Source organism: Micromonospora coerulea (assembly GCF_016598485.1).
Lineage (GTDB): Bacteria > Actinomycetota > Actinomycetes > Mycobacteriales > Micromonosporaceae > Micromonospora > Micromonospora coerulea.
This window is the reverse complement of record NZ_JAEMUW010000004.1, coordinates 197,877-224,294: the sequence shown is the minus strand read 5'-3', so window position 1 is coordinate 224,294 and position 26,418 is coordinate 197,877. Positions and strand designations below refer to the sequence as shown.

General features: G+C 73.6%; 27 protein-coding genes and 1 pseudogene. 12 read left to right on the top strand and 16 right to left on the bottom strand.

Annotation, left to right across the window (positions count from 1 at the left end; translation table 11 throughout):
• Positions 1 to 12: 12 nt before the first annotated feature.
• Positions 13 to 231, bottom strand: coding sequence for a DUF3039 domain-containing protein (locus tag I8N68_RS07765; RefSeq protein WP_007456912.1), 219 nt, complete (start codon positions 229 to 231; stop codon positions 13 to 15).
• Between the two features lie 88 nt (positions 232 to 319).
• On the opposite strand from I8N68_RS07765, the gene I8N68_RS07760 reads away from it, so the two are divergent.
• Entirely contained in the window at positions 320 to 1,255 is a 936-nt protein-coding gene (locus I8N68_RS07760) for a pseudouridine-5'-phosphate glycosidase (RefSeq protein WP_200209167.1), read from the top strand.
• Complete coding sequence (locus I8N68_RS07755; RefSeq protein ID WP_200209166.1) at positions 1,252 to 2,151, top strand: carbohydrate kinase family protein; 900 nt, start codon at positions 1,252 to 1,254, stop codon at positions 2,149 to 2,151. Before I8N68_RS07760 ends, I8N68_RS07755 begins: the two co-directional genes overlap by 4 nt.
• Positions 2,152 to 2,241: 90 nt before the next feature.
• Here the strand turns inward: I8N68_RS07755 and I8N68_RS07750 are convergent, their stop codons facing one another.
• Positions 2,242 to 2,598 (bottom strand): DUF3099 domain-containing protein, encoded by a 357-nt coding sequence (locus I8N68_RS07750; protein WP_200209165.1) that lies wholly within the window; start codon positions 2,596 to 2,598, stop codon positions 2,242 to 2,244.
• A 105-nt stretch (positions 2,599 to 2,703) separates the two neighbouring features.
• On the opposite strand from I8N68_RS07750, the gene I8N68_RS07745 reads away from it, so the two are divergent.
• The gene (locus tag I8N68_RS07745) at positions 2,704 to 2,991 is read left to right on the top strand and encodes a hypothetical protein (protein WP_307812677.1); all 288 of its coding nucleotides are present in this window, start codon (positions 2,704 to 2,706) and stop codon (positions 2,989 to 2,991) included.
• 13 nt (positions 2,992 to 3,004) lie between these two features.
• Positions 3,005 to 3,316: a YlcI/YnfO family protein gene (locus I8N68_RS07740; RefSeq protein WP_200209163.1), complete on the top strand. Its 312-nt coding sequence runs from the start codon at positions 3,005 to 3,007 to the stop codon at positions 3,314 to 3,316.
• 50 nt (positions 3,317 to 3,366) lie between these two features.
• Here I8N68_RS07740 and I8N68_RS07735 read toward each other — a convergent pair whose 3' ends face one another.
• Together I8N68_RS07735 and I8N68_RS07730 are read right to left on the bottom strand one after the other, a co-directional pair.
• Entirely contained in the window at positions 3,367 to 4,596 is a 1,230-nt protein-coding gene (locus I8N68_RS07735; RefSeq protein WP_234038942.1) for a low temperature requirement protein A, read from the bottom strand.
• 25 nt (positions 4,597 to 4,621) lie between these two features.
• Positions 4,622 to 5,206, bottom strand: coding sequence for an HhH-GPD-type base excision DNA repair protein (locus I8N68_RS07730; protein WP_200209162.1), 585 nt, complete (start codon positions 5,204 to 5,206; stop codon positions 4,622 to 4,624).
• A 206-nt stretch (positions 5,207 to 5,412) separates the two neighbouring features.
• Between I8N68_RS07730 and I8N68_RS07725 the strand changes: the two genes are divergently transcribed.
• Positions 5,413 to 6,882: a DUF7782 domain-containing protein gene (locus I8N68_RS07725; RefSeq protein ID WP_234039024.1), complete on the top strand. Its 1,470-nt coding sequence runs from the start codon at positions 5,413 to 5,415 to the stop codon at positions 6,880 to 6,882.
• Positions 6,882 to 7,304: a D-aminoacyl-tRNA deacylase gene (gene dtd / locus I8N68_RS07720; protein ID WP_200209160.1), complete on the top strand. Its 423-nt coding sequence runs from the start codon at positions 6,882 to 6,884 to the stop codon at positions 7,302 to 7,304. Before I8N68_RS07725 ends, dtd begins: the two co-directional genes overlap by 1 nt.
• Positions 7,305 to 7,342: 38 nt before the next feature.
• On the opposite strand, the gene I8N68_RS07715 is transcribed toward dtd, so the two are convergent.
• Complete coding sequence (locus I8N68_RS07715; protein ID WP_200209159.1) at positions 7,343 to 8,131, bottom strand: sporulation protein; 789 nt, start codon at positions 8,129 to 8,131, stop codon at positions 7,343 to 7,345.
• A gap of 225 nt (positions 8,132 to 8,356) precedes the next feature.
• Here I8N68_RS07715 and sigB point away from each other — a divergent pair, with 225 nt between their 5' ends.
• Together sigB and I8N68_RS07705 are read left to right on the top strand one after the other, a co-directional pair.
• A complete protein-coding gene (gene sigB, locus I8N68_RS07710; RefSeq protein WP_234038941.1) occupies positions 8,357 to 9,394 on the top strand; it encodes an RNA polymerase sigma factor SigB in 1,038 nt (345 codons plus the stop codon).
• A 91-nt stretch (positions 9,395 to 9,485) separates the two neighbouring features.
• Positions 9,486 to 9,894 (top strand): annotated as a pseudogene (locus tag I8N68_RS07705) (VOC family protein).
• Between the two features lie 9 nt (positions 9,895 to 9,903).
• Here I8N68_RS07705 and I8N68_RS07700 read toward each other — a convergent pair.
• The 3 genes from I8N68_RS07700 to I8N68_RS07690 are packed head-to-tail and all read right to left on the bottom strand — an operon-like array spanning position 9,904 to position 14,562.
• Positions 9,904 to 12,459, bottom strand: coding sequence for a bifunctional acetate--CoA ligase family protein/GNAT family N-acetyltransferase (locus I8N68_RS07700; RefSeq protein ID WP_200209157.1), 2,556 nt, complete (start codon positions 12,457 to 12,459; stop codon positions 9,904 to 9,906).
• A 25-nt stretch (positions 12,460 to 12,484) separates the two neighbouring features.
• The gene (locus tag I8N68_RS07695; RefSeq protein WP_200209156.1) at positions 12,485 to 13,666 is read right to left on the bottom strand and encodes an acetoin utilization protein AcuC; all 1,182 of its coding nucleotides are present in this window, start codon (positions 13,664 to 13,666) and stop codon (positions 12,485 to 12,487) included.
• Positions 13,667 to 13,704: 38 nt separating this feature from the next.
• Positions 13,705 to 14,562 (bottom strand): sulfurtransferase, encoded by an 858-nt coding sequence (locus I8N68_RS07690; RefSeq protein ID WP_200209155.1) that lies wholly within the window; start codon positions 14,560 to 14,562, stop codon positions 13,705 to 13,707.
• A gap of 98 nt (positions 14,563 to 14,660) precedes the next feature.
• On the opposite strand from I8N68_RS07690, the gene I8N68_RS07685 reads away from it, so the two are divergent.
• Positions 14,661 to 15,347, top strand: a complete 687-nt coding sequence (locus I8N68_RS07685) for an iron-dependent transcriptional repressor DtxR (RefSeq protein ID WP_200209154.1) — start codon at positions 14,661 to 14,663, stop codon at positions 15,345 to 15,347.
• A gap of 13 nt (positions 15,348 to 15,360) precedes the next feature.
• On the opposite strand, the gene I8N68_RS07680 is transcribed toward I8N68_RS07685, so the two are convergent.
• The 4 genes from I8N68_RS07680 to I8N68_RS07665 form a co-directional block, all read right to left on the bottom strand.
• Positions 15,361 to 15,909: a hypothetical protein gene (locus I8N68_RS07680; protein ID WP_200209153.1), complete on the bottom strand. Its 549-nt coding sequence runs from the start codon at positions 15,907 to 15,909 to the stop codon at positions 15,361 to 15,363.
• Between the two features lie 78 nt (positions 15,910 to 15,987).
• Complete coding sequence (locus I8N68_RS07675) at positions 15,988 to 16,230, bottom strand: DUF5522 domain-containing protein (RefSeq protein WP_200209152.1); 243 nt, start codon at positions 16,228 to 16,230, stop codon at positions 15,988 to 15,990.
• 118 nt (positions 16,231 to 16,348) lie between these two features.
• A complete protein-coding gene (locus tag I8N68_RS07670; RefSeq protein ID WP_200209304.1) occupies positions 16,349 to 17,287 on the bottom strand; it encodes an asparaginase in 939 nt (312 codons plus the stop codon).
• 35 nt (positions 17,288 to 17,322) lie between these two features.
• The gene (locus tag I8N68_RS07665; RefSeq protein WP_200209151.1) at positions 17,323 to 17,973 is read right to left on the bottom strand and encodes a class I SAM-dependent DNA methyltransferase; all 651 of its coding nucleotides are present in this window, start codon (positions 17,971 to 17,973) and stop codon (positions 17,323 to 17,325) included.
• 194 nt (positions 17,974 to 18,167) lie between these two features.
• On the opposite strand from I8N68_RS07665, the gene I8N68_RS07660 reads away from it, so the two are divergent.
• Positions 18,168 to 19,436 (top strand): MFS transporter, encoded by a 1,269-nt coding sequence (locus I8N68_RS07660; RefSeq protein WP_200209150.1) that lies wholly within the window; start codon positions 18,168 to 18,170, stop codon positions 19,434 to 19,436.
• Here I8N68_RS07660 and I8N68_RS07655 read toward each other — a convergent pair whose 3' ends face one another.
• Both I8N68_RS07655 and I8N68_RS07650 read right to left on the bottom strand, forming a co-directional pair.
• Complete coding sequence (locus I8N68_RS07655) at positions 19,437 to 20,408, bottom strand: hypothetical protein (protein WP_200209149.1); 972 nt, start codon at positions 20,406 to 20,408, stop codon at positions 19,437 to 19,439.
• Positions 20,409 to 20,496: 88 nt separating this feature from the next.
• On the bottom strand, positions 20,497 to 21,432 hold the full coding sequence (locus I8N68_RS07650) for a DUF2332 domain-containing protein (protein WP_200209148.1): 936 nt from the start codon (positions 21,430 to 21,432) through the stop codon (positions 20,497 to 20,499).
• Between I8N68_RS07650 and I8N68_RS07645 the strand changes: the two genes are divergently transcribed.
• Positions 21,431 to 21,682 carry a hypothetical protein gene (locus tag I8N68_RS07645; RefSeq protein ID WP_200209147.1) on the top strand — a complete coding sequence of 84 codons (252 nt, stop codon included), beginning with the start codon at positions 21,431 to 21,433 and terminating at the stop codon, positions 21,680 to 21,682. The two genes, I8N68_RS07650 and I8N68_RS07645, sit on opposite strands and share 2 nt — an antisense overlap.
• Positions 21,683 to 22,102: 420 nt before the next feature.
• On the top strand, positions 22,103 to 22,312 hold the full coding sequence (locus I8N68_RS07640) for a helix-turn-helix transcriptional regulator (protein WP_109805215.1): 210 nt from the start codon (positions 22,103 to 22,105) through the stop codon (positions 22,310 to 22,312).
• A gap of 175 nt (positions 22,313 to 22,487) precedes the next feature.
• Here I8N68_RS07640 and I8N68_RS07635 read toward each other — a convergent pair whose 3' ends face one another.
• On the bottom strand, positions 22,488 to 25,379 hold the full coding sequence (locus I8N68_RS07635; protein ID WP_200209146.1) for a vitamin B12-dependent ribonucleotide reductase: 2,892 nt from the start codon (positions 25,377 to 25,379) through the stop codon (positions 22,488 to 22,490).
• A gap of 65 nt (positions 25,380 to 25,444) precedes the next feature.
• Complete coding sequence (nrdR, locus tag I8N68_RS07630) at positions 25,445 to 25,945, bottom strand: transcriptional regulator NrdR (protein WP_200209145.1); 501 nt, start codon at positions 25,943 to 25,945, stop codon at positions 25,445 to 25,447.
• Positions 25,946 to 26,418: the final 473 nt, after the last annotated feature.

Below are 26,418 nucleotides of genomic sequence, written 5' to 3'. Positions count from 1 at the left end.
GACCACCCGGGATCACTCGCGGTACGAGTCGTAGATCTCCTTGCACTTCGGGCAGACCGGCGAGCCGGGCTTGGCGGCCTTGGTCACCGGAAAGGTCTCGCCGCAGAGCGCCACCACGAAGGTGCCCATCACGGCACTCTCCGCGATCTTCTCCTTGCGGACGTAGTGGAACATCTCCGGGCCGGTGTCGGCGTCCTTCAGCTCGGGACGCTCGAGAACCTCTGTACTCACGTCTCCACCTCCAACGCTCCAGTTTTGCAGGTCGGTCCGGTCCGGTCCACCTGGGCCCCAACCGCGAGCGGGCCGTAACGTAACCGAAGTGACCAACTTTCACATCCGTTACGGCACCGAGGTGGCCGACGCCCTGCGCGACGGTCGGCCCGTCGTCGCCCTGGAGAGCACCATCGTCTCGCACGGCCTCCCCCGGCCGGACAATCTCCGGGTGGCCCGGCAGATCGAGCAGGCGGTACGGGAGGCCGGCGCGGTCCCGGCCACCATCGGCATGGTCGCCGGTGAGCTGGTGGTGGGCCTGGACGACGCGCAACTGACCCGGCTGGCGACCGTCGACGGCGTGAGCAAGCTCTCCGTACGCGATCTGGCGGTGGCCGCCGCCACCGGCGCGGACGGCGCCACCACGGTGGCCGCGACCAGCGCGGTGGCCGCCGCCGCCGGGATCGGCGTCTTCGCCACCGGCGGCCTCGGCGGGGTGCACCGGGAGGCCGCGCAGACCTTCGACGAATCCGCCGACCTGGTCACCCTGGCCCGGACGCCGATCGCCGTGGTCTGCGCGGGGGTCAAGTCGATCCTCGACGTGGGCGCGACCCTGGAGCGGCTGGAGACCCTCGGCGTCAGCGTGGTCGGCTACCGCACCCGCCGCTTCCCCGGCTTCTACCTCACCGACGCCGGCTTCGACCTGGACTGGTCGGTGGACTCGCCGGAGCAGGTGGCCGCGGTGCTGGCCGCCCGGGCGGAGCAGGGCGTCCACCACGGCGGGCTGATCGTGGCCAACCCGCTGCCGGTCGACGAGCAGCTCGACCCGGCGCTGCACGACCGCACGCTCGCCGACGGGCTGGCCATGCTGGCCCGCGACGGGGTGACCGGCAAGGCGGTGACGCCCTTCCTGCTGGCCCATTTCCACTCCGCCACCCAGGGCGCCAGCCTGGCGGTGAACGTGCGGATCATCCTGCGCAACGCCGACCTGGCCGCCCGGATCGCCGTCGCCGCCGCCCGCCGTCCCGCCGACGCCGCGGCATGAACAGCCGGTCGCGCATCGTCGTCGTCGGCGACGTGATCACCGACGTGGTGGCGGTGCTCTCCGGGCCGCTCGCCACCGGTTCGGACACCGCCGCCGAGATCAGCTTCAGCGGCGGCGGGCAGGCGGCCAACACCGCCGCCTGGATCGCCGCCCAGGGGGCAGCCGTCACGCTGGTCGGCGCGGTCGGCGACGACGAGGCGGGCCGGGACCGGGTGGCCGAGCTGACCCGGGTCGGCGTGGACTGCGTGGTGGAGCGGCACGAGGGCTACCCGACCGGCACGGTGATCGTGCTGGCCGGCGACGGCGAGCGCACCATGGTCAGCCAGCGCGGCGCCAACCTGCGGCTCAGCGCCGCGCACGTCGACCGGGCCCTGGCCGGGGCGCCCGACGCCGGGCATCTGCACCTGTCCGCGTACACCCTGCTGGACGCCTCGTCGCGCGGCGCGGGACTGCGGGCGCTGGCCGCCGCCCGCGAGCGCGGGCTCACCACCAGCGTCGACGCGGCCTCCGCGGCGCCGCTGCGGCGGGTCGGCGCGGCGGCGTTCCTGACCTGGGTACGCGACGTCGACCTGCTGCTGGTGAACACGGACGAGGCGACGGTGCTGGCCGGCGGGCTGGACCCGGCGGCGCAGGCACGGGCACTGTCGGCGGCGGCCCGGCGGGTGGTGGTCAAGCAGGGCGCGGCGGGCGCGGTCTGGGTGGACCGAAACGCCACGGTCGGCGTGGCACCGGCCCGCCGGGTGGCCGTCGTCGACGTCACCGGCGCCGGCGACGCCTTCGCCGCCGGCCTGCTCACCGCCTGGCTCGCCGGCGCCGACCCGCGTGCCGCGCTGGCCCGCGCAGCCGACCTCGGCGCCACCGCGGTGGCCACCGTCGGCGCCCGCCCCACCCCCTGAGTTCCTCGCGATCTTGCAGTTAGTGCCCCAGCTTTGTCCCGGTTGGGGCGATTCGCCGGGGCACAGAGTGCAAGATCGCGGGGACGGGGATCAGGGTTCGACGTCGATGATCTTGTGGGGGCGGTCGTTGGCCGTGAGGCTCATTGGGGGGGTGTCGTCGCGGTGGCGGGGGTGGAACTTGTTCGCCAGGCGATGCTCCTCCTTGGGCGGGCGGTCGTTGGCCAGCAGCACCGCCAACCAGGGGATGAGCACCATCCCGAGACCGAGCAGCGGCAGCCACAGCCAGAGCAGGGGTGCCTTCGCCACGACCAGGACGGCTCCGACCACCAGGCACGCCACCCGGATGCCCATCATCAGCACGTACCGCTTCTGCCGGCTGGTGAGCTGGTCGTCCTGGCTGCGCGAGGCGTCGGTGATCAGGATCGGCTGGTACGCCTGACGCTTCACCACGGACCTCCTCGAGGGGTACGCCCCAATCCTGTCACCAGAGCCGCGTGATCAGCGAAAATCGACTCATCCCGGCGCGTGTTACGCGCGTGGTACGCTCCGGCCGTGGGCAGCCGGTTCAGCTTCACTGACGAGGCGTTGGACAACCTGCGGGTCTACGACGTCACGCCCGGGGAAGTCTGGGAGGCCCTGCACAGCACGCGCCGGGTCATCCGGCACCTCGGCGACGACGTGATGGTCGTCTACGCGGTGTCCCACCGGGGCCGACGGCTCGCCGTGCTGCTCGCCGAGGCCGACGGCGCCGACCACGACTGGGACGTCCTGTCCGCGCGCGAGCTGAGCGACGTCGAGGCGAAGCGCTACGACGAGGCGGTACGGAGATCTCGCCGATGAGGAGGCGGTCACGATGGACCGGAACGAGGCGACCAAGCGTTTCCACGGCGGCCACGACGCGCTGGCCGAGCTGATCGACGAAAGCCAGCCGGCGGAGCTGCCCACCCCCGACACCGACGTGCCGATGGTCAGCCGCTCGGTACGCCTTCCGCTGGAGACGTACGAGCGGGTCCGGGCCGCCGCCGACGCCCGCGGCATCGGGGTGACCACCCTGATGCGACAGTGGATCGAGGCCGGCCTGGCCGACCTGGACGACTCGGCGACGGTCTCCCTCGCCGACGTGCGCCGCGCGCTGGCCGCCCTCTCCCGCCCCACCGCGGCCTGACCCCGGCGTCCGCCCCGGCCAAGCCGGAATGACGGCGGCGACCCTGCCCCCTACAACGGCGACGCGGGCTGCTCCAACGGCCGTCCGCGCGCCCGGGCGGCGTCGCCGACCGCGATCCCGGCCAGCACCAGCCCGCTCAGCGTGAGCCCGCCCACGGGCGGCAGCAGCATTGCCACCGGGGCCGACGCCAGCAGCAGCGCCACCCCGGCGAGCCGGCTGCGGGACACCCGCCCGAAGATCTCGTACTCGAAGCGGGCCCGGGCGGCCAGGAAGACCGCCGGCCCGCCCATCACGAACACCATCCAGCCCAGCGGGCTCTGCCCGTACGGATGGGCGATCACCAGTTGGTAGCCGACGCCGGTGAGCAGCACCCCGGCCACGATGGCCAGGTGGGTCCAGCTCGCCGACTCGCCCAGCACGCCCGGTGAGCGCGCCGCGCGGATGGCCTCGGCCAGCACGTGCCCGGCCCGGTGGAAGTAGATCCGCCAGAGCAGCGCGGTGATGATGAACGAGACGGTGAAGGCCAGCGCCTGGTCGGACGAGAAGGGGCCGCCGCTGAAGGTCACCCCGATCACCAGGATCGTCTCGCCGAGCGCGATCAGGAAAAACTGCTGGTAGCGCTCGGCGAGATGCTCCCCGGTCACGGCCCAACCGGCGGCCCGTGCCGACCCCCGGCCCGGCAGCGGCCAGCCCAGCGCCAGGCCGGCGTAGTCCCAGGCGAGGGCGATCACCCAGAGCACCCGCTGCGCCGCCGGCACGAGCGCGCCGAGCAGCCAGGGCACCGCGCCGATGGCGGACCAGATCAGGACGCGGACGGTGACCGACCGGCGCGGGTGACCGCGCAGGGCCAGGGTGAGGAAGAGCGGGCGACCGACCTGGACGGCCACGTAGCCCGCCGCGAACGCGACCGCCCGTTCGGCGAACGCCCGGGGCATCGCGACCGCCATCACCATGCTGGCGAACATGGAGGCGGCCACCACCACCTGGATCGCCGTCCGTTCCGGTTCGTACCGGCTGGTCACCCAGGCGGTCAGCGACCAGACCATCCACAGCGCGAGAAACAGCACCGCGGTCTCCGCCGAATCGCGCAGCACGTCCTCCCGGCGGACGGACACGTTGTCGATCATCCGCTGGGAGACCCGGGTCAGCGCGAAGACGAAGGCCAGGTCGAAGAAGAGCTCCAGGAACGTGGCCCGGGGCGAGGTGATGCCGCCGCGCAGCAGCGCCGCGCCCCGCTCGTCCACCCGCACCCGCCCCGTCGCCGCCGTCGCGGAATTCAACGACCCGGGGTACCGGCCGGTTGCGTCAGCTCTTCGCGGCCTTCGCCTCCGCCTTGGCCGCCTGCTTGAACTCGCGGACCCGGCGCAGCGACTCCGGGTCGGTCACGTCGGCCACCGACCGGTACGCGTCCGCGTCGCCGTATCCGCCGGCGGCCTCCCGCCAACCGTCCGGCCGCACGTCGTACCGCTTGCCGAGCAGGGCCACGAAGATCTGCGCCTTCTGCTTGCCGAAGCCGGGCAGCTCGCCGACCCGGCGCAACAACTCCCGGCCGTCGGCGACGTCCGCCCAGAGCCCGGCCGGGTCGCCGTCGTACCGGTCGACGAGCACCCGGCACACCTCCTGCACCCGGGCCGCCATCGCCTTGGGGAAGCGGTGCAGGGCCGGCGGCTGGGCGAAGAGCGCGACCAGTGCCTCCGGGGCGTACCCGGCCAGTTCGCGGGCGTCCGGCTCGTGACCGAGCCGCTGGATCAGCACGTACGGCGAGGAGAACGCCTTCTCCATCGGCACCTGCTGGTCCAGCACCATGCCGAGGAGCAGCGCCAGTGGGCTGCGCTCCAGCAGCCGGTTGGCCTCCGGGTCGATGGGCAGGGAGAGCGTCATGCCCCCCATCCTGCCCGTCCACCCGGCCCGGGCGGCGCCGACTCCCCGAGTCGGCGCGGCGGCACGGTCGGAGTGGGCTCGCCGGCGCGGTCCGCGCCGGTACCGGGCCGTCCGACCCGGCCGGCGCCCGAGACGTCGGCCGACCCGGCCCCGATGTCCCGGGTGCCGGCCGATGCGTGCCGGCCGCGAGGCAGGATGGCGACGTGGATGCTGACATGCTGCTCTCCCCCGCCGGCGTCGAGGCGCTGCGGACCGCGCTGACCGGGGCGGACTTCACCTCGAACGGCATCGCCGCCCGGCTCGGCCCGCTGGCCACCGGCGCGGTGGCCCGCAACGACTTCCGGGCGGCGCTGCGCGCCACCGAGGAGCGCGACCCGCTCGCCACCCTGATCCGGGTGTTCATCTGCGATCAGACCGAGGCGGAGGCGGCGGTGGCGGCCGCGCTCGCCCCGCTCTCCGTCGAGGAGGCGCTCGCCGGCGGGCTGGTCGAGCGGTCCGGCGACGGGCTGCGCGCCGGCGTCGACCTGGAGCCGTACGGGGACGACTGGTGGGTGCTCGCCGACCTGCCGGCCAGCGCCCGGCCCGGCAGGCCGCTGCACGCCGAACACGTGCTGGGCATCGGCGGGGCCACCCAGACGCTGCTCGGCGCGACCGTCCGCCGTCCCGTGGAGAGCGCGCTGGACCTGGGCACCGGCTCGGGCGTACAGGCCCTGCACCTGGCCACCCACGCCCGGCGGGTGACCGCGACCGACGTCTCCGAGCGGGCGCTGCGCTTCGCCGCCACCAACGCCGCGCTCAACGGCCAGGACTGGGAGCTGCTCCGCGGCGACCTGGTCGCCCCGGTCGCCGGGCGCCGCTTCGACCTGGTGGTGAGCAACCCGCCGTTCGTGGTCGGGCCGGGCACCACCACCCACGTCTACCGGGATTCGGGCCGGGTGGGCGACGCGATCGGCGCCGAGCTGGCCGCCGCCGCGCCGCGGCTGCTCACCGAGGGCGGCACCATGCAGTACCTGGCCAACTGGGTGCACGTCACCGGCGAGGAGTGGGACGAGCGGGTGGCCGGCTGGTTCGCCGGCACCGGGCTGGACGCCTGGGTGATCCAGCGCGAGGTGGCCGACCCGATGGCGTACGTCGACCTGTGGCTCACCGACGCGGGCGAGACCGCAGAACCGCAGCGGATGGCGACCTGGCTGGACTGGTTCGACGCGCACAAGGTGGAGGCGGTCGGCTTCGGCATCGTCTCGCTGCGCCGCGCCGGCCACGACGAGCCGGTCGTCCGGGTGGAGGATCTGCGGCAGCGGGTGGAGCCGCCGCTGGGCGACCGGATCGCCGCCTGGTTCGACCGCCAGGACTGGCTCCGGGTACGCGACACCGACGCCCTGCTCGCCGAGCGTTACCGGGCCGCCGAGGGCCTTCAGCTCCGGCAGGAGGCCACCATGGGTGACGAGGGCTGGGCGGTGGACCGGCAGGTGCTCGCCATGCCGCACGGGCTGCGCTGGTCGGAGGAGATCGACCCGCTGGTGCTCGCCCTGGTGGGCGGCGCGGACGGCCGGCTGTCCCTGCGCGACCAGCTCGCCCTGCTGGCCGCCGCGCACGACGTGGCCCCCGACGAGCTGGCCGAGGCGGCCGGCCCGATCGTGGCGCACCTGGTCGAGCGGGGCGTCATCGAGCCGGTGACCGACTGATGCGTGCCGTGGTGCAGACGGTGAGCCGGGCCAGCGTGACCGTCGACGGCGAGGTGGTCGGGGCGATCTCCGACGGCCTGCTGGTCCTGCTCGGCGTCACCCACCCCGACACCCCGCAGGTCGCCGCCACGATGGCGCGGAAGATCCACGAGCTGCGCATCCTCGACGAGGAGCGCAGCGCCGCCGACACCGGCGCCCCCATCCTGGTGGTCAGCCAGTTCACCCTCTACGGCGACGCGAGAAAGGGCAGACGCCCCAGCTGGACCGCCGCCGCCCCCGCCGAGCTGGCCGAACCCCTGGTGACCGCGGTGGTCGACGAACTCCGCGCCCGCGGCGCCAAGGTCGAGACCGGCCGCTTCCGCACCCACATGCTCGTCGAGAGCGTCAACGTGGGCCCCCGCACCCTCCTCCTCGACCTCTGACCGCCCACCCCCGCCGGCTGAGGGGGTGGGGGTTGGGGTCAGGAGAAGAGGCCTCGGCGGTGGAGGGACTGGCGCAGCCAGGCGTCGAGCTGGGCGGTCCAGTCGGTCCGGTCGGCGGTGGCGTGGTCGACCGTGAAGCGGCCGAAGGCGTCGCGACCCTCCGTGAAGAGGCCGCCGCGCTTGTCCATCTCCAGCACCACCTGCACCTGCTGCGGATCGGTGATGAAGGTGACCTCGAGCTGGTTGATCGCCCGGGCATACTGCGGGGCGGGGTGGAACTCGATCTCCTGGTAGAACGGCAGGCTCTGCCGTACGCCGTAGATGTGCCCCCGCTCGACGTCCGCCCGGGCGAACCGGAAGCCCAGCCGCAGCAACGCCTCCAGCAGCCGCTCCTGGGTGGGCAGCGGGTGCACCGCCACCGCGTCCAGGTCGGTGGAGTCGACCGCCCGGGCCACCTCCAGCTCGGTCCGCAGCCCCATCGTCATCCCGTGCAGGTGCTGGCCGTACAGGTCGGTCAGCGGCGTCTCCCACGGCACGTCGAAGCGGAACGGGATGTCGTGCCGCTGGCCCGGCTCGAGCCGGAACGACCCGGTGACCTGACGGCGGCCGAACTCCTGGTTGGCGTCGTACTGGGAGTCACCGCCTTCCACCTCGACCCGGGTGACCAGGCCGAGGGCCACATAGGACACGTCCGCCGGGTGGTCGCCGCCCACCACCTGGATCCGGCCCTCCAGGTGCCCGCCGGGCCGGCAGTTCGGGTTGGTCAGCACCGTCTCCACCGATGGACCGCCGACACCCATCGCCTGCATGAGCCGCTTGAAGACCACCGTGTCCTCCGATCGCCTGTGCTGCCGCGCCAAGGTGGCCGGCCGCTGGCACGGTAACCGCAGCGGGCAACAGGCACCCGACGTTCCGTCGGTATTGCTGTCGGTTCCCCGATCGCCTCACTCCCGTTTCACGCCCCGACCGCCAAGCTGTTTCTCACCGGCACCACCGCGCCGGCACGGCGCGGAAGCCGGTACGCGGCACCAAGGACACGGGGAGAGACAGAGATGGCCCTGCAGATGATCGAGCACCAGACCCGCCCGGCTGCCACCGTCGACGCCGAGCCCGGCACCCGTACCCCGACGGACGTGGACGCCACACTGACCGACCTGGACGCCACCGACGAGCGCGGCGTCTCCACGGACCTGGTCCGGGCGTACCTGAACGGGATCGGCCGCACCAAGCTGCTCACTGCGGCGCAGGAGGTCGAGCTCAGCAAGCGGATCGAGGCCGGCCTCTTCGCCGAGGAGAAGCTCACCGCCTGCACCCCGGTGTCCGCGGAGCTGCGGGCCGACCTGGCGCTGATCGCGGCCGAGGGCCGCGCCGCTAAGGACCACCTGCTGGAGGCGAACCTGCGGCTGGTGGTGAGCATCGCCAAGCGGTACACGGGTCGCGGCATGGCGTTCCTGGACCTGATCCAGGAAGGCAACCTCGGCCTGATCCGCGCCGTCGAGAAGTTCGACTACACCAAGGGCTACAAGTTCTCCACCTACGCCACCTGGTGGATCCGCCAGGCCATCACCCGCGCCATGGCCGACCAGGCCCGCACCATCCGCATCCCGGTGCACATGGTCGAGCAGGTCAACCGGATGGTCCGGGCCCGCCGGGAACTGTCGGTCTCGCTGGGCCGGGAGCCCACCGTCGCCGAGGTGGCCGCCGCGCTGGGCGTCCCCGAGTTCCAGGTGATCGAGCTGATCTCGTACGACCGCGAGCCGGTCAGCCTGGACCAGGCGGTCGGCGACGACGGGGAGAGCGCCCTCGGCGACTTCGTCGCCTCTGTGGACCCGCGGGAGGAGCCGGGCGACGCCGCCGCCAACGGCGAACTGCGCAACGAGGTGCGGATCGTGCTGGCCACCCTCTCCCAGCGGGAGCAGGCGGTGATCCGGCTCCGGTTCGGCCTGGACGACGGCCGGCAGCGTACCCTCGACGAGGTGGGCCGGGAGTTCGGCCTGTCCCGAGAGCGGATCCGGCAGATCGAGAAGGTGACGCTGCTCAAGCTGCGCGCCCCGGAGCGGGCGAACCGCCTGGAGGCGTACGCCTGCTGAGCGGTCGGAATCGGAGGCCCCGGCGATTCGCCGGGGCCTTCGCCGTGTGGCGCCCTTGACTCTCCGCTGCGGTCGGGCAGGGTGCGAAGGCATGAACTGGACCCTGGAAAGTGGTGGTGGTGCCGGTCTCCGACGTGGACCGGGCCAAGGAGTTCTACGCCGACCGCCTCGGCTTCGCCGTCGACCACGACACCCGGATCGGCGACGACGTACGGATCGTGCAGCTCACTCCCCCGGGCTCGGGCTGTTCGATCGTGATCGGCACCGGAGCGGTCCCGGACATGCCGCCCGGGTCGCTCAAGGGGCTCCAACTGGTGGTGCCGGACCTGGAGAAGGCCCGCGCCGAACTGGTCGAGCGGGGTGTCGACGTCAGCGAGATCCAGGTGGTGGGGCGCAATCCGCGCCCGGTGCCGCACCCGCTGGACAACGTCGGGTTCGTCTTCTTCACCGACCCGGACGGCAACGCCTGGGGGGTGCAGCAGATCTCCAGCCGCGGCTGACGCCGACCGTCAGAGCCGGCGGGGGCCGGTGTCGGGGCGGTCGGTGGCGGTGCCGACCCGGACGGCGGCGTGCAGCACCGAGATGCCGTCCGGGCGGGCCAGCACCGGGTTGAGGGTCAGCGAGCGGACCCGGGGCTGTTCGTCGGCGAGCCGGCCGACCCGCAGCAGCAGCTCGATCAGGGCGGCCCGGTCCACCGGCGCGGCGCCCCGGTGGCCGCGCAGCAGCGGCGCGGCCCGCGGCTCGTCGACCAGCTCGGCGGCGTCCCGGTCGGTCAGCGGCACCGCCCGCCAGGCCCGGTCGCCGAGCAGCTCGGTGGCGACGCCGCCGAGGCCGAACCCGACCACTGGCCCGAACGCCGGATCCTCCAGCAGCTCCACCACGCAGGCCACCCCGGGCGGGACCATCGGTTGCACCAGCACGTCCGCGCCGAACACCGGGGCCAACTCCGCGTACGCCCGGCGCAGCGCGGCCGGGTCGGCCAGGTCCAGGCGGACCGCGCCGAGGTCGAGCCGGTGCCGCAGGCCCGGTGCGGCCGCCTTCAACGCGACCGGGTACCCGAGCCGCCCGGCCATCGCCGCCGCCTCGTCGGCCGTCCGCGCCGGCGCGGACTCCACCACGTCGATCCCGTACGCCGCCAGCAGCGCCGCCGGATCGGCCGTCTCCGGGCGCAGCGCGGCCTGCCCGGCGGCCGGGTCGACCCGGTCCAGCTCGGGTGGCACGCCGGGCGGGCGGCGCAGCCAGTCGGCGTAGTCGGTGACCCGGGCCAGGGCGCGGACCGCCTCCTCCACGCTCGGGTACGCCGGCACCCCGGCGGGCACCCGGCCGGCCAGGAAGGTCGCCACCACCGGCTTGCCGGCGGCCAGCGCGTCGGGCAGGGCGGCGGTGAAGTCGGCCTCCGGGTCGGCGAGCTGCCCGGGCAGCGGCGGGGCGAACACGGCCACCACCGCGTCCACGCCGGCGTCGGCGGCGGAGGCGGCGAGCGCGGCGGCGTACTCGGCGGCGCCGGCCCGGGGGCCGACGTCGCGGGGGTAACCGTCGGCGACGGTGAGGCCCTGGCCGGCGCAGGCGGTGGCGGCCAGGCCGGTCAGCGCGGAGGAGTTGCTCACCACGGCGACCCGGCGGCCGGCCGGCAGCGGCTGGTGGGCCAGCAGCACGCCGACGTCGAGCAGCTCGGCGACCGTGTCCACCCGGATCACCCCGGACTGGGCGAACAGGGCGCTGACCGCCGCGGTGTCCAGGGCCGGCGCGTCGCCGACGCCGGGCGGGCGGGCCAGCGAGGCGAGCGCCACCACCGGCTTGCCCCGGCCGATGCGGCGGGCCAGCCGGGCGAACTTGCGCGGGTTGCCGAAGGTCTCCAGGTAGAGCGTGATCACGTCGGTGCCCGGGTCGTCCTGCCAGTACTGGAGCAGGTCGTTGCCGGAGACGTCGGCGCGGTTGCCGGCCGAGACGAAGCTGGACAGGCCGAGCCCGCGCCGGGACGCCTCGGCGAGCAGCGCCACCCCGAACGCGCCGGACTGGCTGAAGATGCCGACCCGGCCGGCGGCGGGCAGCACCGGGGCGAGGGTGGCGTTGAGGCGTACCGCCGGATCGGTGTTGGCCACGCCGAGGCAGTTCGGGCCGACCACCCGCATGCCGGCCAGGTGGGCGGCGCGGACCAGGGCCCGCTGGGCCGCCGCCCCCTCCGGGCCGGCCTCGGCGAACCCGGCCGAGATGACCACCAGGCCGTGCGCGCCGGCCTTCGCCGCGTCGGCGACCACCTCGGTCGCCGCCTCCGGGGCCACCGCGACGACCGCCAGGTCGACGTCGAGCCCGGCGTCGGCCGCCGACGGGTACGCGGGCAGCCCGGCCACGGTGGCGGCGGTCGGGTGCACCGGCACGATCGTCCCGAGGAAGCCGCCGTCGCGCAGGTGCCCGAGCACCGCCGCGCCGACCCCCTGCCCGGTGGCGCTGGCCCCGTAGACGGCGATGCCGCGCGGGGCGAGCAGTCGGGCGATCGAGCGGGCCTCGGTGCGGTGCTCCCGGCCGCGCTGCACCTCGAGGGTGGCCTCGGTGGGGGCGATCGGGAAGCTCAGGTGCACCACGCCGTCGGCGTACTGGCGCTGGACCTGGTAGCCGAAGTCGGCGAAGACCCGCAGCATCGCCCCGTTGGCCGGCAACACCTCGGCGACGAAGTGCACGATGCCGTACCGGCGGGCCGTGTCGGCCAGGTGCTCCAGCAGCACCGAGCCGATGCCCCGGCCCTGGTACGCGTCCTCGACCACGAAGGCAACCTCGGCTTCCGGGGAGCCGGGACCGAGCCGCTCGTACCGGCCGACGGCGACGATCCGGTCACCGGCCAGCACCACGAACGCCTCCCGGTCGCGGTGGTCGACGACGACGAAGCGTTGCAGGTCCCGCTCCGGGATGCGCGGGTACGGCGAGAAGTAGCGCAGGTAGCGGGTGCGCTCGGAGAAGCGCGAGTGCATGGCCACGATCGCCGGGGCGTCGTCCGGGCGGATCTGTCGCAGCTGGACGGTCGTACCGTCGCTGAGCAGCACGTCCACGGGTTGTTCGACAGTCGTCACCGCTCGGTCCTCCCCCACCGCCGGCTCAGTCGCGCGGATCGTGCGGGTCGAGCCCGAGCAGCGGGAAGACCGCGCGGCGGGTGGCGGCGATGGCGCGGTCCACCGCGTTCGGCTCGCCGGTCGGCTGCCACGGCTCGTACGACGGGTCGGCGTCGTCGGTCATCCGCAGCGGCACCTCCCGGCCCGGCCCCCGGGCGGCGGCCAGCTCCCGCCAGCCCGGCGGGGTGAGCGTGGCCGGGTCGACCGGCTCGCCGGTGGCCACGGCCAGCAGGTGGGTCCAGGCCCGGGGCACCACCTCGACCAGCGCGTACCCGCCGCCGCCGAAGGCCACCCAGCGGCCGTCGCAGAGCTCGTCGGCGAGCGCCCGCAGGGCCAGGTAGGTGGCCCGCTGACCGTCCACGGACAGGTGCAGGTCGGCCAGCGGGTCCAACCGGTGGCCGTCCGCCCCGCACTGGGTGACCAGCAACTGCGGCCGGAACGCCCGCAGCACCGACGGCACGATCGCGTGGAAGGCGCGGAGCCAGCCCGCGTCGCCGATCCCGGGCGGCAGCGGCACGTTGACCGCGCTGCCCTCCGCCTCGGGCCCGCCGGTCTCGTCCGGGAAACCGGTGCCGGGAAAGAGAGCGAGCGGGGTCTCGTGCAGGCTGACGGTGAGCACCCGCGGGTCGCGGTAGAAGATCTCCTGCACGCCGTCGCCGTGGTGCACGTCCACGTCCACGTACGCGATCCGCTCCGCGCCGAGGTCGAGCAGGCGGGCGATGGCCACCGCCGGGTCGTTGTAGACGCAGAAACCGGCGGCGCGGGCGGGCATCGCGTGGTGCAGGCCCCCGGCGACGCTGACCGCCCGGCGGGCCTCGCCGCGCCACACCGCCTCGGCCGCGGCCACGCTGGCCCCGGCGATCAGCGCGCTGGACTCGTGCATGCCCTCGAACACCGGATTGTCCGACGTGCCCAGTCCGAAGCCGGCGAAGAGCGGATCGCGGGGTGCCGCCCGGACGGCGTCCAGGTACCGGGGATCGTGCACCCGGGTCAGCAGCGCGTCGTCGGCCGGCTCCGGCTTGACCAGGCGGACGCCGGGCCGGTCCAGCACGCCGAGCTCGCGGGCGAGCGCGATGGTCAGCTCGACCCGGACCGGGTCGAGGGGATGGTCACCCATGTCGTAGGCGAGGAGAGCCTCGTCCCACACCACCACGGTGTCGTCGGCCATGCGGCCATCGTCGCACGCGGCCCCGGCGACCGCGCCGCTCAGCGTCCGGGTGTCCCGCCGGTGGCGACCGGCCGGGCCGGGTCGGCGACCCAGTTGCTCCACGAGCCGACGTAGAGCGCGGCGTCGGGCCGGCCGGCCAGGTGCAGCGCGAGGACCGCCTGGGCGGCGGTCACCCCGGATCCGCAGTACGCCCCGACCGGTGCCGCGTCGGTCACGCCCGCCGCGGCGAACCGTTCGCGCAGCGCCTCGGCGGCGGGGAAGCGGCCGTCGCCCACGTACTCGGGGGCAGGGAGGTTCACCGCGCCGGGCACGTGCCCGGCGACCGGGTCGATCGGCTCGGTCTCGCCCCGGTAGCGGAGCGCGGCCCGCACGTCGAGCAGCACCCCGGGGTCGGCGGCGGCGAGGCGGGCGGCCTCGCCGGCGTCGAGGACCGGCAGCGCGCCGGGTGCGACGGTGACGTCGCCCGGGGTCGGGGTGGGCGGCTCGGTGGAGGTGGGCAGGCCGGCGGCCACCCAGGCCGGGAAGCCGCCGTGCAGCACGCGTACCGGGCGGTGCCCGGCCCAGCGCAGCGTCCACCAGGCGCGGGCGGCGGCCATGCCGTCACCGCCGTCGTACACGACGACGGGGTGGCCGGCGCGGACGCCGGCGGCCCGCAGCGCGGACTGGAGCGCGGCGGGGTCGGGCAGCGGGTGCCGGCCGGCGGCGCCGGGCCGGCCGCACAGCTCGGTGTCCAGGTCGACGAAGACGGCGCCGGGCAGGTGGCCGGCGGCGTAGTCGTCCCGGCCGGGCGGGCCGGCGAGCCGCCAGCGGACGTCGAGCAGGGTGGGCGGATCGGCGCGGTGGAGCTCGGCGGCGAGCCGGTCGGCCTCGACGAGCAGCTCCTCGGTTCCGGACATGCGGTCCAGTCAACACCATCCGGGCAGCGACCTCGCGGTTCGCCGGCGGCCGATAGTCGGGGTGCCGGGGTAGCATCGACCACCGGGAGGCCGCTGACGTGAAGCATGACCTGGTCGACACGACCGAGATGTACCTGCGCACCATCCTCGAGCTGGAGGAGGAGGGGGTGCCCCCGCTGCGTGCCCGCATCGCGGAGCGGCTGCGGCAGAGCGGCCCCACCGTCAGCCAGACCGTCGCCCGGATGGAGCGCGACGGCCTGCTCACCGTCGAGGGGGACCGGCACCTGGCGCTCACCGCGCAGGGCCGCAGCTCCGCCGTCTCGGTGATGCGCAAGCACCGGCTGGCCGAGCTGCTGCTGGTCAACGTGATCGGGATGCCCTACGAGGAGGCCCACGAGGAGGCCTGCCGGTGGGAGCACGTGATGAGCGACGCGGTCGAGAAGCGGGTCTACGACCTGCTCAACCGGCCGACCCGCTCGCCGTACGGGAACCCGATCCCGGGCCTGGAGGAGCTGGGCAGCACCGAGCAGCCCCACGCCGACATCGCGGAGGGCGAGCGGAACCTGGCCTTCCCCGGCCTCTCCGGTCCGGTCGTGGTCCGGCGGATCTGTGAGAGCGTGCAGACCGACGCGGACGTGCTCCGGCAGCTGCACGCCGCGGGCGTGGACCCGGGCGCCACGGTGATGGTGGCCCAGGAGCGCGACGGCGTGTCGATCGACCGCTCCGGTGACCGAATCCGGCTGCCCCGCGAGGTGGCCTCACGGGTGTTCGTCGCCGCCCACTGAGTCCGCCGGCGGGCTACATCCGTCGGGTGTCCACCGTCTTCGCCAGCGTGACGAGCTTGCCGGCCGCCGCCTCGGCGGCCGCCTTGTCGCTGGCGCGCGGGCAGGTCCAGGTCAGGCTGGCCAGCCGCCCGTCGGCGGCGAGCCAGCCCACCTCGGCCGCCGGCCCGGCCTTCGCGGTCTTGGGCAGCGTACGGCGGTAGGCGATCTGCCCGAGTTTGGTGACCTTCTTCGCCCCGTCGGGCAGGACGTCGAGGGTGAAGGTCGACTTGTCGATCGACGTCTCGGTGACCGTGAGGGTCAGCTCCGGCAGGATGGCCTGCTCGGCCCGGACCACGCAGGTGTGGGTGTCCCCCCGGTCGCTGGCCGCCGCGACGTCGAACCGGCCGCCGGTGTGCTTCGCGATGACCGCGAAGTCGAGCAGCCGGCAGGCGCCGCCGGAGGAGGCGGCCGCCACCTCGACCGTCACCGGTTCCACCGGGGGCACCGCCACCGGCTCGGCCTTCGCCGCGCAGCCGGCGGTCAGCGCCACGACCGCGCCCGCGAGCCAGATCCGCCCGTGCACGCCACCCCTCCTCGCCGGCGGGTCCCCGCCGGTTGTCCGTCGGACACCGTACGGGCTGCCCTGGTCGGGCGGAAGCCCTCAATCGTCCACATACGGACAGTGCCGGCACCCTCGCCCACAGCAGGTGCCCCGCCGGGCCAGGAAGCCGGCGCTGAGCACGAAGAGCCCGGTCGCCGGATCGAGGTAACCGGCCTCCCCCGCGGCCAGCGCGGCGGCGTGCGCGGCCAGGATGCGCGCCCGTTCGGGGTGCTCGGGCGACAGCCGGGACGGGTGCGGCTCGGTCAGCGGCCGGTCCGCCAACGGTCGTCGCTCTCCGGTCACCGGGCGAGTCTACGGAGCCCCCGCCCCGACGGATCGGTGGACGGGGGCTCGGAGCGCGGGTCAGGAACCTCGCCGGCCCGCTGTGGAGCTGATGTCGTAGGTGAATCAGGCGCGCCGGTCAGCCGTGGCGGGCGAAGGCGGCGGCAACCTCCGCGCGGTCCGCGCCGCCGGCCAGCAGCAGCCGGAGCAGCACCTTCGCCTTGTACGGGTCGAGCAGCCCGCCGTTGACCAGTCCGCGCCGCCGCAGGTCGGTCTCCGAGCCGACCGCGCCGTACGTGTGGCGCAGCACCGACCCGGCGCCGGTGCGCGAGGTGAGCACCACCGGCATCCGGTCGGCGAGCGCGCCGAGCGCCGGGGCGAAGGCCGGGGGCACGTGGCCGACCCCGAAGCCCGCCACCACCAGCCCCTGCCGGCCCTGGGCCAGCCCGTCAAGCAGCGCCACGTCGTCGTCGAGGGTGACCGTGTGCAGGGCCACCCGGTTGGCGGCCAGCCGGTCCCGGTCCACCGACGCCAGCGGGGCGTGCCGCGCCGGCCGGGTCAGCAGCCGTACCTTCCCCTCGATGACGTGACCGAGCGGGCCGGCGTTGGGCGAGGCGAAGGTGGCCGTACTGGTGCTGTGGGTCTTGCGGACGTACCGGGCGGCGTGGATCTCGTCGTTCAAGGCGACCAGGACGCCGAGGTCGCGGGCGGCGGGCGCGGCGGCGACCCGGACGGCGGCGAGCAGGTTCGCCGGGCCGTCCGGGCCGGCCAGGGTCGGGTTGCGCATCGCGCCGGTGAAGACCAGCGGCGCGGCGTGCGGCCAGACCAGGTCGGCCAGGTACACGGTCTCCTCCAGCGTGTCGGTGCCCTGGGTGACCACCACCCCGGTGGCCCCGTCCGCCACCGCCGCGCCGGCCACCGCCACCAGGTCGAGGATCCGGGCGTACGTCAGGTCCGCGCTCGGCACCGCCTGGACGTCCCGGACGTCAAGCGGGAGGTCGGCCAGCCCGGGCACGGCGGCGGCGAGTTCGGCGCCGGTCAGCCGGGTGACCACGCCCGTCGGCCCGGCCCCGGCCATCGCGATGGTGCCGCCAAGGGTGAACAGGACGACGCTCACCGGTCGATCCTGTCCGCCCGGACCGCCAGCATCAGCGACTGCGGCCCCTTGTCCCGGCCCTCGCGCTCCCGGTCCAGCCGGGCGTGCACCCCGAACCCGGCCTCGGCGAGCTGTTCGGCGACCCGGTCGGGTGACAGCCAGTGCACGTCGTACGAGACGGTGTGGCCGTACGCCTCCTCGAGCCGGACCAGGCGGTCGCCGGCCTTGAAGGCGAGCAGCAGCCGACCACCGGGGGCGAGCACTCGGTGGAACTCGGCGAACACGCCGGGCAGCAGCGCCGGCGGCACGTGGATGATCGAATACCAGGCGACGAGACCGGCGAGGGCGCCGTCGGGCAGCGGCAGGTCGGTCATCGAGCCGACCGCGAAGCGCAGCTCCGGGTGGTTCCGCCGGGCCACCTCGACCATGCCGGGTGACAGGTCGATCCCGGAGACGTCCAGTCCGAGGTCGCGCAGGTGGGCGGTGATCCGTCCGGTGCCGCAGCCCACCTCGACCACCGGACCCGCTCCGCCGACCTGCTCGGCGAACGCGGCCAGCATCGCCCGGTCCAGCGTCCCCTCCTCCACGTCGGGTATGAGCCGGGCGTAGTCGACGGCGACCGTGTCGTACGCGGCGCGGGTCTCGATCATCCAGTGCGGTTCCGTCACGACGGGACACCCTAGCGGGCCGACGCGCGCGGCGGCGTCCGCACACCGCCGCCCCGGCATGGACCGGGCCGCATGATCACCGGCCACGGTGGCGGCCGGCCAACCGAAAATCGGCTGCCCGGCTCGGGGAGCCGCGGATAGGGTGCCCGGGCGCGCGGCCAGCCGGTCGCGCACCCCGACGGACGGCTTGAGCAATGACGCAGCAACTGACGCAGGAGGCGCCGCCCCTGCGCCGCCCCTCGCTCTGGCGCAGCCGGAACTTCCTGCTGCTCTGGGGCGGCCAGACGGTCAGCGAGGTCGGCACCCGGATCTCCGGTGTGACCGTGCCGCTGCTGGCGGCGGCCACCCTGGACGCCACCGTCTTCCAGGTCTCCCTGCTGACCTTCCTGGCCTGGCTGCCGTACCTGCTCATCTCGCTGCCCGCCGGGATGGTCGCCGACCGGGTCGACCAGCGGCGGCTGATGATCGCCTGCGACCTGGGACGGGCGGCGCTGATGCTGTCGGTCCCGGTGGCGGCGCTGGCCGGCGCGCTGACCCTCCCCTTCCTGTACGTCGTCGTGGGGCTCGGCGGGGTGCTGACCGTGTTCTTCACCGTGGCATACAAGAGCTGGCTGCCCCGCCTGGTGGCGGACGAGCACCTGCTGGACGGCAACGCGAAGCTCACCATGAGCCAGGATTTCGCCGAGCTCATCGGGCCGAGCCTCGGCGGCGCGCTGGCCGGCCTGGTCGGGGCGGCCCGGACGTTCTGGAGCAACGCGCTCGCCTTCGCGGCCAGCGCGGTGACGCTGCTGCTGATCCGCGGGGCACCGGCCGGGCGAGCGGCCGGCACCGACCGGGTGCCGCTGCGCGCCGCCCTGACCGGCGGGCTCGCCTTCGTCCGCCGGCAGCCGATCCTGCTGAAGATCCTCGCCTGTACGACCACGTCGAACTTCTTCGTGATGGCGACCGGCTCGATCGAGGTCACCTTCATGCTGCGCGAGCTGCACGCCTCGCCGCCGATGGTCGGGCTCGTCTTCTCGGTCAGCGCCGTCGGCGGGCTGCTGGCGGGGGCGACGGCGAACCGGCTGGCCCGCCGGATCGGCTCGGCCCGGGTGATCTGGGTGGCGATGGCCGCACCCGGACCGCTCTACGCGCTGATGCCGCTGGCCCGGCCGGGATGGGGCGTGCTGCTCTACGGCGTGGGCCTCGCCGCGTTCTCCGCCAACGCCGTGCTGTTCAACGTGGCGGCGATGTCGTACCGGCAGCGGATCACCCCGCCGGAGCTGCTCGGCCGGGTCAACGCCGCGTTCCTGTGGATCTGTTTCGGGGTGATCCCGCTCGGCGCGCTGCTCGGCGGCGCGCTCGGCAGCCAGCTGGGGCTGCGACCGGCGCTGTGGATCTGCGTGCTCGGCACCTGGAGCGCGTCGCTCTTCGTGGTCTGCTCCCCGCTGCGCCGGATGCGCGACTTCCCGACCGACGCCTGACTACGCCGCGTCCGAGGTGGCCTTCTTCGCTCCCCCACCAAGCAGCAGCAGCACGATGATGCCGCCGATGATCCACGGCACGTAGTTGGTCTCCTCGCCGGGCCGCTTCTCCGCCCACGTCCGCACCTGCACCTGGACGGCGTTGCGGCGGACCCGCTTGACGGTGAGCAGGCTGCGCCGGCCGGCGTCGGTCAGCACGCAGTACCGGGATCCGGGCCGCAGATCCGCGTACCGCAGGGCCTCCGCGACGTAGTCGGTGTTCGCCGAGCACATCGCGTAGGTGGCCGGCGCGTCGCTTTCCACGACGGCGATCTGGGTGCCGGCGGTGAGGCTGCGGACCAGCCCGGTGCCGTCGTTGCCGATGTCCTGTCTGGACCCGAGCACGTCGGTGACGTCCCAGTCCGGGCAGAGCGAGTCGAGGTCGGCGTAGTAGCCCTTGGACAGCAGGAGCGTCCCGTCGTGGCGGACCAGCTCGGCCGACGGGCCCGGACTCGGGGACGCGGCGACGGCGGCCTGGGAGGCGCACGGCTCGGCCGGGGCCGCCGTGGTCCCGGTCGTCGCGGGCGGCCCGGTCGTCGCCGCCTCGTCGAGGCCGGTGTCGGAGGGAACGGGGGTGGTCGGGGCCGCCGCCGGCGACCCGCCGCCACCGGCGAGCCCGATGATGATGACCACGAGCAGGCCCACGGCCATCGTGGCCAGCGCCACCACCACGCTGGGCCGCCTGAACAACGGCGGACGCGGGTCTTCGGTCTCCGTCCCGCCGCCGGCTGAACCACGCCTCGGCAGCTCGACCACCGCGACCATGAGCGCGCCCAGGCCGACCAGCATGCCGATGACGCTGGCCGCCTTGTCGGCCCGGTCCAGCGACGCGTCGCTCATCAGCACCACGAGCAGGGCCCAGCCGACGAGCGCGCTGAACGCGACCGCCACGACCGGATTCCACTTCCGGGGCAGCTTCGGTGGCCAGGCCATGCCGGCATGATGTCAGACCGCCACCAGGGCAGGTCCTTTTAGGAGGCACCATGTCCGGGCGGCGGTGGGCAAGCAGCCCTCCCCCGCATCACGCGAACCAGCCGAGCGCCTGCCCGTGCCCTCGGGTCCAGGCGAGCGGCGCCCCGTCCAGCGCGAGCACGTTGTGCGACGCCCCGCTCGGCGGGGCCGGCAGCGCGTCGTGGCGCAGCACGTCCGGTGCCTCGTTCGCGATCCAGTGCCCTGGGAGACCGCGTACCACCTCGACGAAGGCCTCCCGCCGTGGCACCGGGACCTGGTAGAGCACGGAGGTGTGGAACACCACCAGGGTGGCGCCGGCCGGCGCCCGCGCGGCCAGCGCCGGCAGGTCGTCCACCAGGTCGCCGCGGACCAGCAGCGGCGGCTCGGCCGCGGCGACGGCCGCCGCGGCCCGCAGTCGGGCCCGGCGGTGCGTGTGCTCCGGCCAGATGAGGGCATCGAGCCAGGCCAGGTCCGCGGGGTCGGTCACGTCGAGCGGGTTCAGGTCCAGCCCGGCCCGCCACACCACCTCGGGTAGACGGGTCGGCGGCGCCACGCCGGTCGCCACGCAATCGAGGACCGGTTCCCCGGAACCAACCTGGTGGTCGCCGTAGCGGTAGGCGTACCGGTCGGGGTAGAGGCACAGCCCGGCGGACGCCCCGACCTCCAGCAGCGCGAGTGGCTGCGGTAGCGCGGCGAGCACCGGCAGCAGTACGGCACACCGCCCGGCCTCGTTCGTCTGCGTGGCCCGGCTGCGCATCTCCGCCGCGATCGCCGGCCAGTTCGCCACCGCGTAGTCATGGAACGCGGCCGGGTCCTCGACGGGGCCGCCGAGCAACCGGACGACGGCGAACAACAGGTTCGGCTGCCGCTTGGCGGGCGGGAGCCCGCGGAGCAGGGCGTGCAGCTCGTCGTCCCGCGCGACCGCCAGCGCCAGCCGCTCGTACGCGGGCGACACGCCGTGCGCCTCCCGGGCGGCGAACCTGGTGTAGACCTCGGCGACCGTCATGCCTCATGATCCCATCGCCCGCCGCGGCCAGCTCGCCGCCGACTGGGGCGGCTACCGCTACCTGCCGGCGATCAAGGCCGGCCTGCTGCGCCGGTTCGGGCGGCAGCGGGAGACGGCGGACGCGTACCGGGCGGCGCTGGACCTGCTGGACAACGGCGCCGAGATCTCACCGCCCGCATCGCCGAAGCCATCGACTGCGGATCGGGTCGCTCGTCGGAGTGGCTGGACGACCAGGCCGGGCGCATGGTGATCAGCCGTCTGGCCGTTCCACCCTCAGACGGCGTACCCAGCCAAGGAAGCGGCCGTACAGCTCCACTGGGTCGGGAGGGCTCGGGTACAGGCGGCTCAGGTCCCTGGTCGCCTCGCCCAGCAGGTCAGCGAGGTCGATGGCGAGGTTTCTGCGGTCCCCCGCGTATTCCGCCGGCAGCTCGGCTCGGGCCTGCTCGCAGGGCCAGGGGTGGGCGCAGCCCGTGCAGATCCAGATGGGTCTCAAGGGAGCGTGGCGCTGGTTCATTCAACCTCCGAGGTGGCTACCCGGTTCGCTGGTCCCCCGCCAGTCGGAGAGCACCTTGACCTGGGCGGCGCCTTGCTCCACCACACACCACGCTCTTACGGGTTGTCAATCTGTAAGTGACGAAGGTAAAGGGGCGACCATGCCTAGCTTCAGGCTGTGAAGCGACCGCGCTTGTACGGGCCTGGCGAGTTGGCCGCCCTGTTCGGCGTGTCGCGGCAGCGGGTTCTACAGATCACCCGCCGGCCCGGCTTCCCCGAGCCCATCGCCCGCCTGATCGGAACAACCATCTGGGACGCCGACGAGGTGGACGAATGGGCCCGACACAACCGCCCGCCCCGCCCCACGGACGGCGACGAGGACCGCTGACCGGACGTTCGACGACTGGCCGCCGAGACACCGCAGTTCAACCTGCGGCGGCAAGGAAGCCGTTGCCTCCGTTCATGCGGTGAAGCGACTGCGGCAGCCGACGTAACGGCAGCCGCCAGCACAGCAGCGAGCCCCGGGCGCAGGAACGCCCGGGGCTCGCTGCTGTCGGCGTAGGTCAGCTGCAGCCGCTGGTGGAGCCGCAGCCCTCGCAGACGTAGCAGCTACCGGCCGGCCGCATCTTCGTACCGCAGGTGAAGCAGAGCGGCGCGTCCGCGGCCTTGCCGAGCACGGCCTCCAGCAGCTCGGTGCTGGAACCCACGGTCGGCGCCGGCTTGGCGGCGGCGACCTCCGCCACCTCCTGCGCCGGCTGGGCGACCGGGCCGGTCTTCGGCTCGGCGGCGGGCGTTTCGACCGGGGCGGAGGCGGCCATCGCGGTGAGGTCCGCACCGCTCGCCTCCGCCTCCGCCTCGGCCCGCAGCTGGGCAGCCCGCTCCTTGGCGGTGAAGATGCCCAGCTCCGCGCGGCGCTCGTACGGCAGGAAGTCCAGGGCCAGGCGACGGAAGATGTAGTCCATCACCGAGGCCGCCATCCGCACGTCCGGGTCGTCGGTCATGCCGGCCGGCTCGAAGCGCATGTTGGTGAACTTGCTGACGTACGTCTCCAGCGGGACGCCGTACTGGAGACCGATGGAGATGGCCACCGAGAAGGCGTCCATCACGCCGGCCAGGGTCGAGCCCTGCTTCGACATCTTGAGGAAGACCTCGCCGAGGCCGTCGTCCGGGTACGACGACGCGGTGAGGTAGCCCTCGGCACCGCCGACGGAGAAGGAGACCGTCTCCGACGGGCGCTTCTTCGGCAGCCGCTTGCGCACCGGCCGGTACTCGATGACCTTCTCCACCACCGGCGCGGCCGGGGCGGCCTCGACGGCCGCCGGCTCGGTGGCCTTGTTGGACTTGGCCACCGAGAGCGGCTGGCCGACCTTGCAGTTGTCCCGGTAGATCGCCAGCGCCTTGAGGCCGAGCTTCCAGCCCTCGAAGTAGATCTTCTCGACGTCCTCGACGGTGGCCGCCTCCGGCATGTTGACCGTCTTGGAGATGGCGCCGGAGACGAACGGCTGGATCGCCGCCATCATCCGCACGTGACCCATCGGCGCGATGGTCCGCTCGCCCATCGCGCAGTCGAAGACCGGGTAGTGCTCCGGCTTGAGCCCGGGGGCGTCCACCACGTGGCCGTGGTCGGCGATGTGCTCGACGATCGCCTCGACCTGCTCCTCGGGGTAGCCGAGGCTGCGCAGGGCGCGCGGAACGGTCTGGTTGACGATCTGCATCGAGCCGCCGCCAACCAGCTTCTTGAACTTGACCAGCGCCAGGTCCGGCTCCACGCCGGTGGTGTCGCAGTCCATCATGAAGCCGATGGTGCCGGTCGGCGCGAGGACGCTGGCCTGCGAGTTGCGCCAGCCGAACTTGTCACCGATCTTGTTGCCCTGGGTCCACTGCTTGGTCGCCTCACGGACGATGGCGGTGGCCACGGTGCCGGCCGGCTTGATCTCGTCGTTGGCGGCCGCGTGCTTGCGCATGACCCGCTTGTGCGGCTCCGCGTTGCGGGCGTAGCCGTCGTACGGACCGACGACGCCGGCCAGCTCGGCCGAGCGACGGTACGCGGTGCCGGTCATCAGCGAGGTGATCGCCGCGGCGACCGAACGGCCCTGCTCCGAGTCGTACGGCAGGCCCGACGCCATCAGCAGGGCACCGAGGTTGGCGTAGCCGATGCCGAGCTGCCGGTAGGCGCGGCTGGTCTCGCCGATCTTCTCGGTCGGGAAGTCGGCGAAGCAGATCGAGATGTCCATCGCGGTGATGACGAACTCGACCGACTTGACGAACTTCTCCACCTCGAAGCCACCGTCGGCGCGGAGGAACTTCATCAGGTTCAGCGAGGCCAGATTGCACGAGGAGTTGTCCAGGTGCAGGTACTCCGAGCACGGGTTCGACGCGGTGATCCGCCCGGTCTCCGGGCAGGTGTGCCAGTCGTTGATGGTGTCGTCGTACTGCAGGCCGGGGTCGGCGCACTCCCAGGCGGCCTGGGAGATGGCGCGGAACAGCTTCTTGGCGTCGATCGTCTCGATGGTCTGCCCGTCGAGCCGGCCGCGCAGGTCGAACCCGCCGTCGTTCTCCACCGCCGTCATGAACTCGTCGGAGACCCGGACCGAGTTGTTGGCGTTCTGGTACTGCACGCTGACGATGTCGGCGCCGCCCAGGTCCATGTCGAACCCGGCGTCCCGCAGCGCGCGGATCTTGTCCTCCTCGCGCGCCTTGGTGACCACGAACTCCTGGATGTCCGGGTGGTCCACGTCGAGGATGACCATCTTGGCCGCGCGCCGGGTGGCGCCACCGGACTTGATGGTGCCGGCGGAGGCGTCCGCGCCGCGCATGAAGCTGACCGGGCCGGAGGCGTTGCCGCCGGAGGAGAGCAGCTCGCGGGAGGAGCGGATCCGGGACAGGTTGACGCCGGAGCCGGAGCCGCCCTTGAAGATCAGCCCCTCCTCCTTGTACCAGTCCAGGATCGAGTCCATGGAGTCGTCGACGCTCAGGATGAAGCAGGCGCTGACCTGCTGCGGCGACGGCGTGCCCACGTTGAACCAGACCGGCGAGTTGAAGCTGAACACCTGGTGCAGCAGCATCCAGGTCAGCTCATGCGCGAAGATCTCCGCGTCGGCCGGGGTGGCGAAGTAGCCGTGCTCCTCGCCGGCCTTGCGGTAGCTGGTGACCACCCGGTCGATGAGCTGCTTGAGCGACCACTCCCGCTCCGGGGTCCCCACCGCGCCCCGGAAGTACTTGGTGGTCACGATGTTGGCCGCGTTGACGCTCCAGGACTCGGGGAACTCCACCCCGCGCTGCTCGAAGTTGATCGAGCCGTCCCGCCAGTTCGTCATCACGACGTCGCGGCGCTCCCACGCCACCTCGTCGTACGGGTGGACCCCCTCGGTCGTCCACACCCGCTCGAGCTTGAGCCCGGCCGTCGCGCCGGCCCGGGTCCGCGACTTGCTTGCTGTCACGCCGTCCCCCGCCATCTCATCCGCCCCCTCGTCTGCGCGGCCACCCGCCGCGCGTTCGTCACTGTCAGAAATCCGAAAACTCAACTGGTACGGCCGGCGGCCTCCACCGCGTCGGCCCCGGCGCCCTCCCGGGCCCGTGCGGCGGCGCGCAGCGTCTCGATCTCGCGCTCGAAGTCGGCGAGCGAGTCGAAGGACCGGTAGACGCTGGCGAACCGCATGTACGCCACCTCGTCGAGGTCGCGCAGCGGCCCCAGGATGGCCAGCCCCACTTCGTTGCTCGGGATCTCGGCGGCCCCCTTGGCCCGGACGGTCTCCTCGACCTTCTGCGCCAGCAGCGCGATCGAGTCGTCGTCGACCGGCCGGCCCTGGCACGCCTTGCGCACCCCGCCGATGATCTTCGTGCGGCTGAACGGCTCGGTCACCCCGCTGCGCTTGACCACCGCGAGCACCGCCTCCTCGACGGTGGTGAACCGCTTGCCGCACTCCGGGCAGGACCGCCGCCGCCGGATGAGCTGGCCGTCGTCGGCCTCCCGCGAGTCGACGACCCGGGAGTCGGCGTGCCGGCAGTACGGACACCGCATTCGCCCGACCTCCTTCGTCGATCGTGGGGCCGCACCGACGCACGTCCGGGCACGCGTCGGCACGACGACGCCCATCGTTCGATGGCCGCCGCCGGGTCGGCGGTACGGGAGTGCGGTCGGTAGCCGAACCCAACCTGTAGGCAACTTACGCCCGTGTGACTACTACATCTAGGGGTCGACCGTATGTCGTCGCCCAAGCGAGGTCAAGTTGGCCGGCGTGTCCGGCGCGTCATCAGCATCACTCACCCACCCCACCTCACCCGTGGGCCGCCGAGGGTCCCAACGGCCAACACCGGCCACGGTCACGCACCACCGCTTCATCGAACACGCGTTCGAAGTCGACGTATCATTTATCAGAACAGGCGTTCGGAAATCTAGGAAACTGCTCCGACACGCCGACAAGACGTCGTACAGATGTTTGAAAATGGCCGATCTCACCTATACGGTCAACAACGACCGGGCACGGCGTGTCG

Excerpts from the sequence above, each read along its gene's own strand:
- I8N68_RS07755 (WP_200209166.1), top strand. The coding sequence starts at position 1,252 with ATGAACAGCCGGTCGCGCATCGTCGTCGTCGGCGACGTGATCACCGAC.
- I8N68_RS07740 (WP_200209163.1), top strand. The coding sequence starts at position 3,005 with ATGGACCGGAACGAGGCGACCAAGCGTTTCCACGGCGGCCACGACGCG.
- I8N68_RS07730 (WP_200209162.1), bottom strand. The coding sequence starts at position 5,206 with ATGGGGGGCATGACGCTCTCCCTGCCCATCGACCCGGAGGCCAACCGG.
- I8N68_RS07725 (WP_234039024.1), top strand. The coding sequence starts at position 5,413 with ATGCTGCTCTCCCCCGCCGGCGTCGAGGCGCTGCGGACCGCGCTGACC.
- dtd (WP_200209160.1), top strand. The coding sequence starts at position 6,882 with ATGCGTGCCGTGGTGCAGACGGTGAGCCGGGCCAGCGTGACCGTCGAC.
- sigB (WP_234038941.1), top strand. The coding sequence starts at position 8,357 with ATGGCCCTGCAGATGATCGAGCACCAGACCCGCCCGGCTGCCACCGTC.
- I8N68_RS07695 (WP_200209156.1), bottom strand. The coding sequence starts at position 13,666 with ATGGCCGACGACACCGTGGTGGTGTGGGACGAGGCTCTCCTCGCCTAC.
- I8N68_RS07690 (WP_200209155.1), bottom strand. The coding sequence starts at position 14,562 with ATGTCCGGAACCGAGGAGCTGCTCGTCGAGGCCGACCGGCTCGCCGCC.
- I8N68_RS07670 (WP_200209304.1), bottom strand. The coding sequence starts at position 17,287 with ATGGCCGGGGCCGGGCCGACGGGCGTGGTCACCCGGCTGACCGGCGCC.
- I8N68_RS07660 (WP_200209150.1), top strand. The coding sequence starts at position 18,168 with ATGACGCAGCAACTGACGCAGGAGGCGCCGCCCCTGCGCCGCCCCTCG.
- I8N68_RS07655 (WP_200209149.1), bottom strand. The coding sequence starts at position 20,408 with ATGGCCTGGCCACCGAAGCTGCCCCGGAAGTGGAATCCGGTCGTGGCG.
- I8N68_RS07645 (WP_200209147.1), top strand. The coding sequence starts at position 21,431 with ATGCCTCATGATCCCATCGCCCGCCGCGGCCAGCTCGCCGCCGACTGG.
- I8N68_RS07650 (WP_200209148.1), bottom strand. The coding sequence starts at position 21,432 with ATGACGGTCGCCGAGGTCTACACCAGGTTCGCCGCCCGGGAGGCGCAC.
- I8N68_RS07635 (WP_200209146.1), bottom strand. The coding sequence starts at position 25,379 with ATGGCGGGGGACGGCGTGACAGCAAGCAAGTCGCGGACCCGGGCCGGC.
- nrdR (WP_200209145.1), bottom strand. The coding sequence starts at position 25,945 with ATGCGGTGTCCGTACTGCCGGCACGCCGACTCCCGGGTCGTCGACTCG.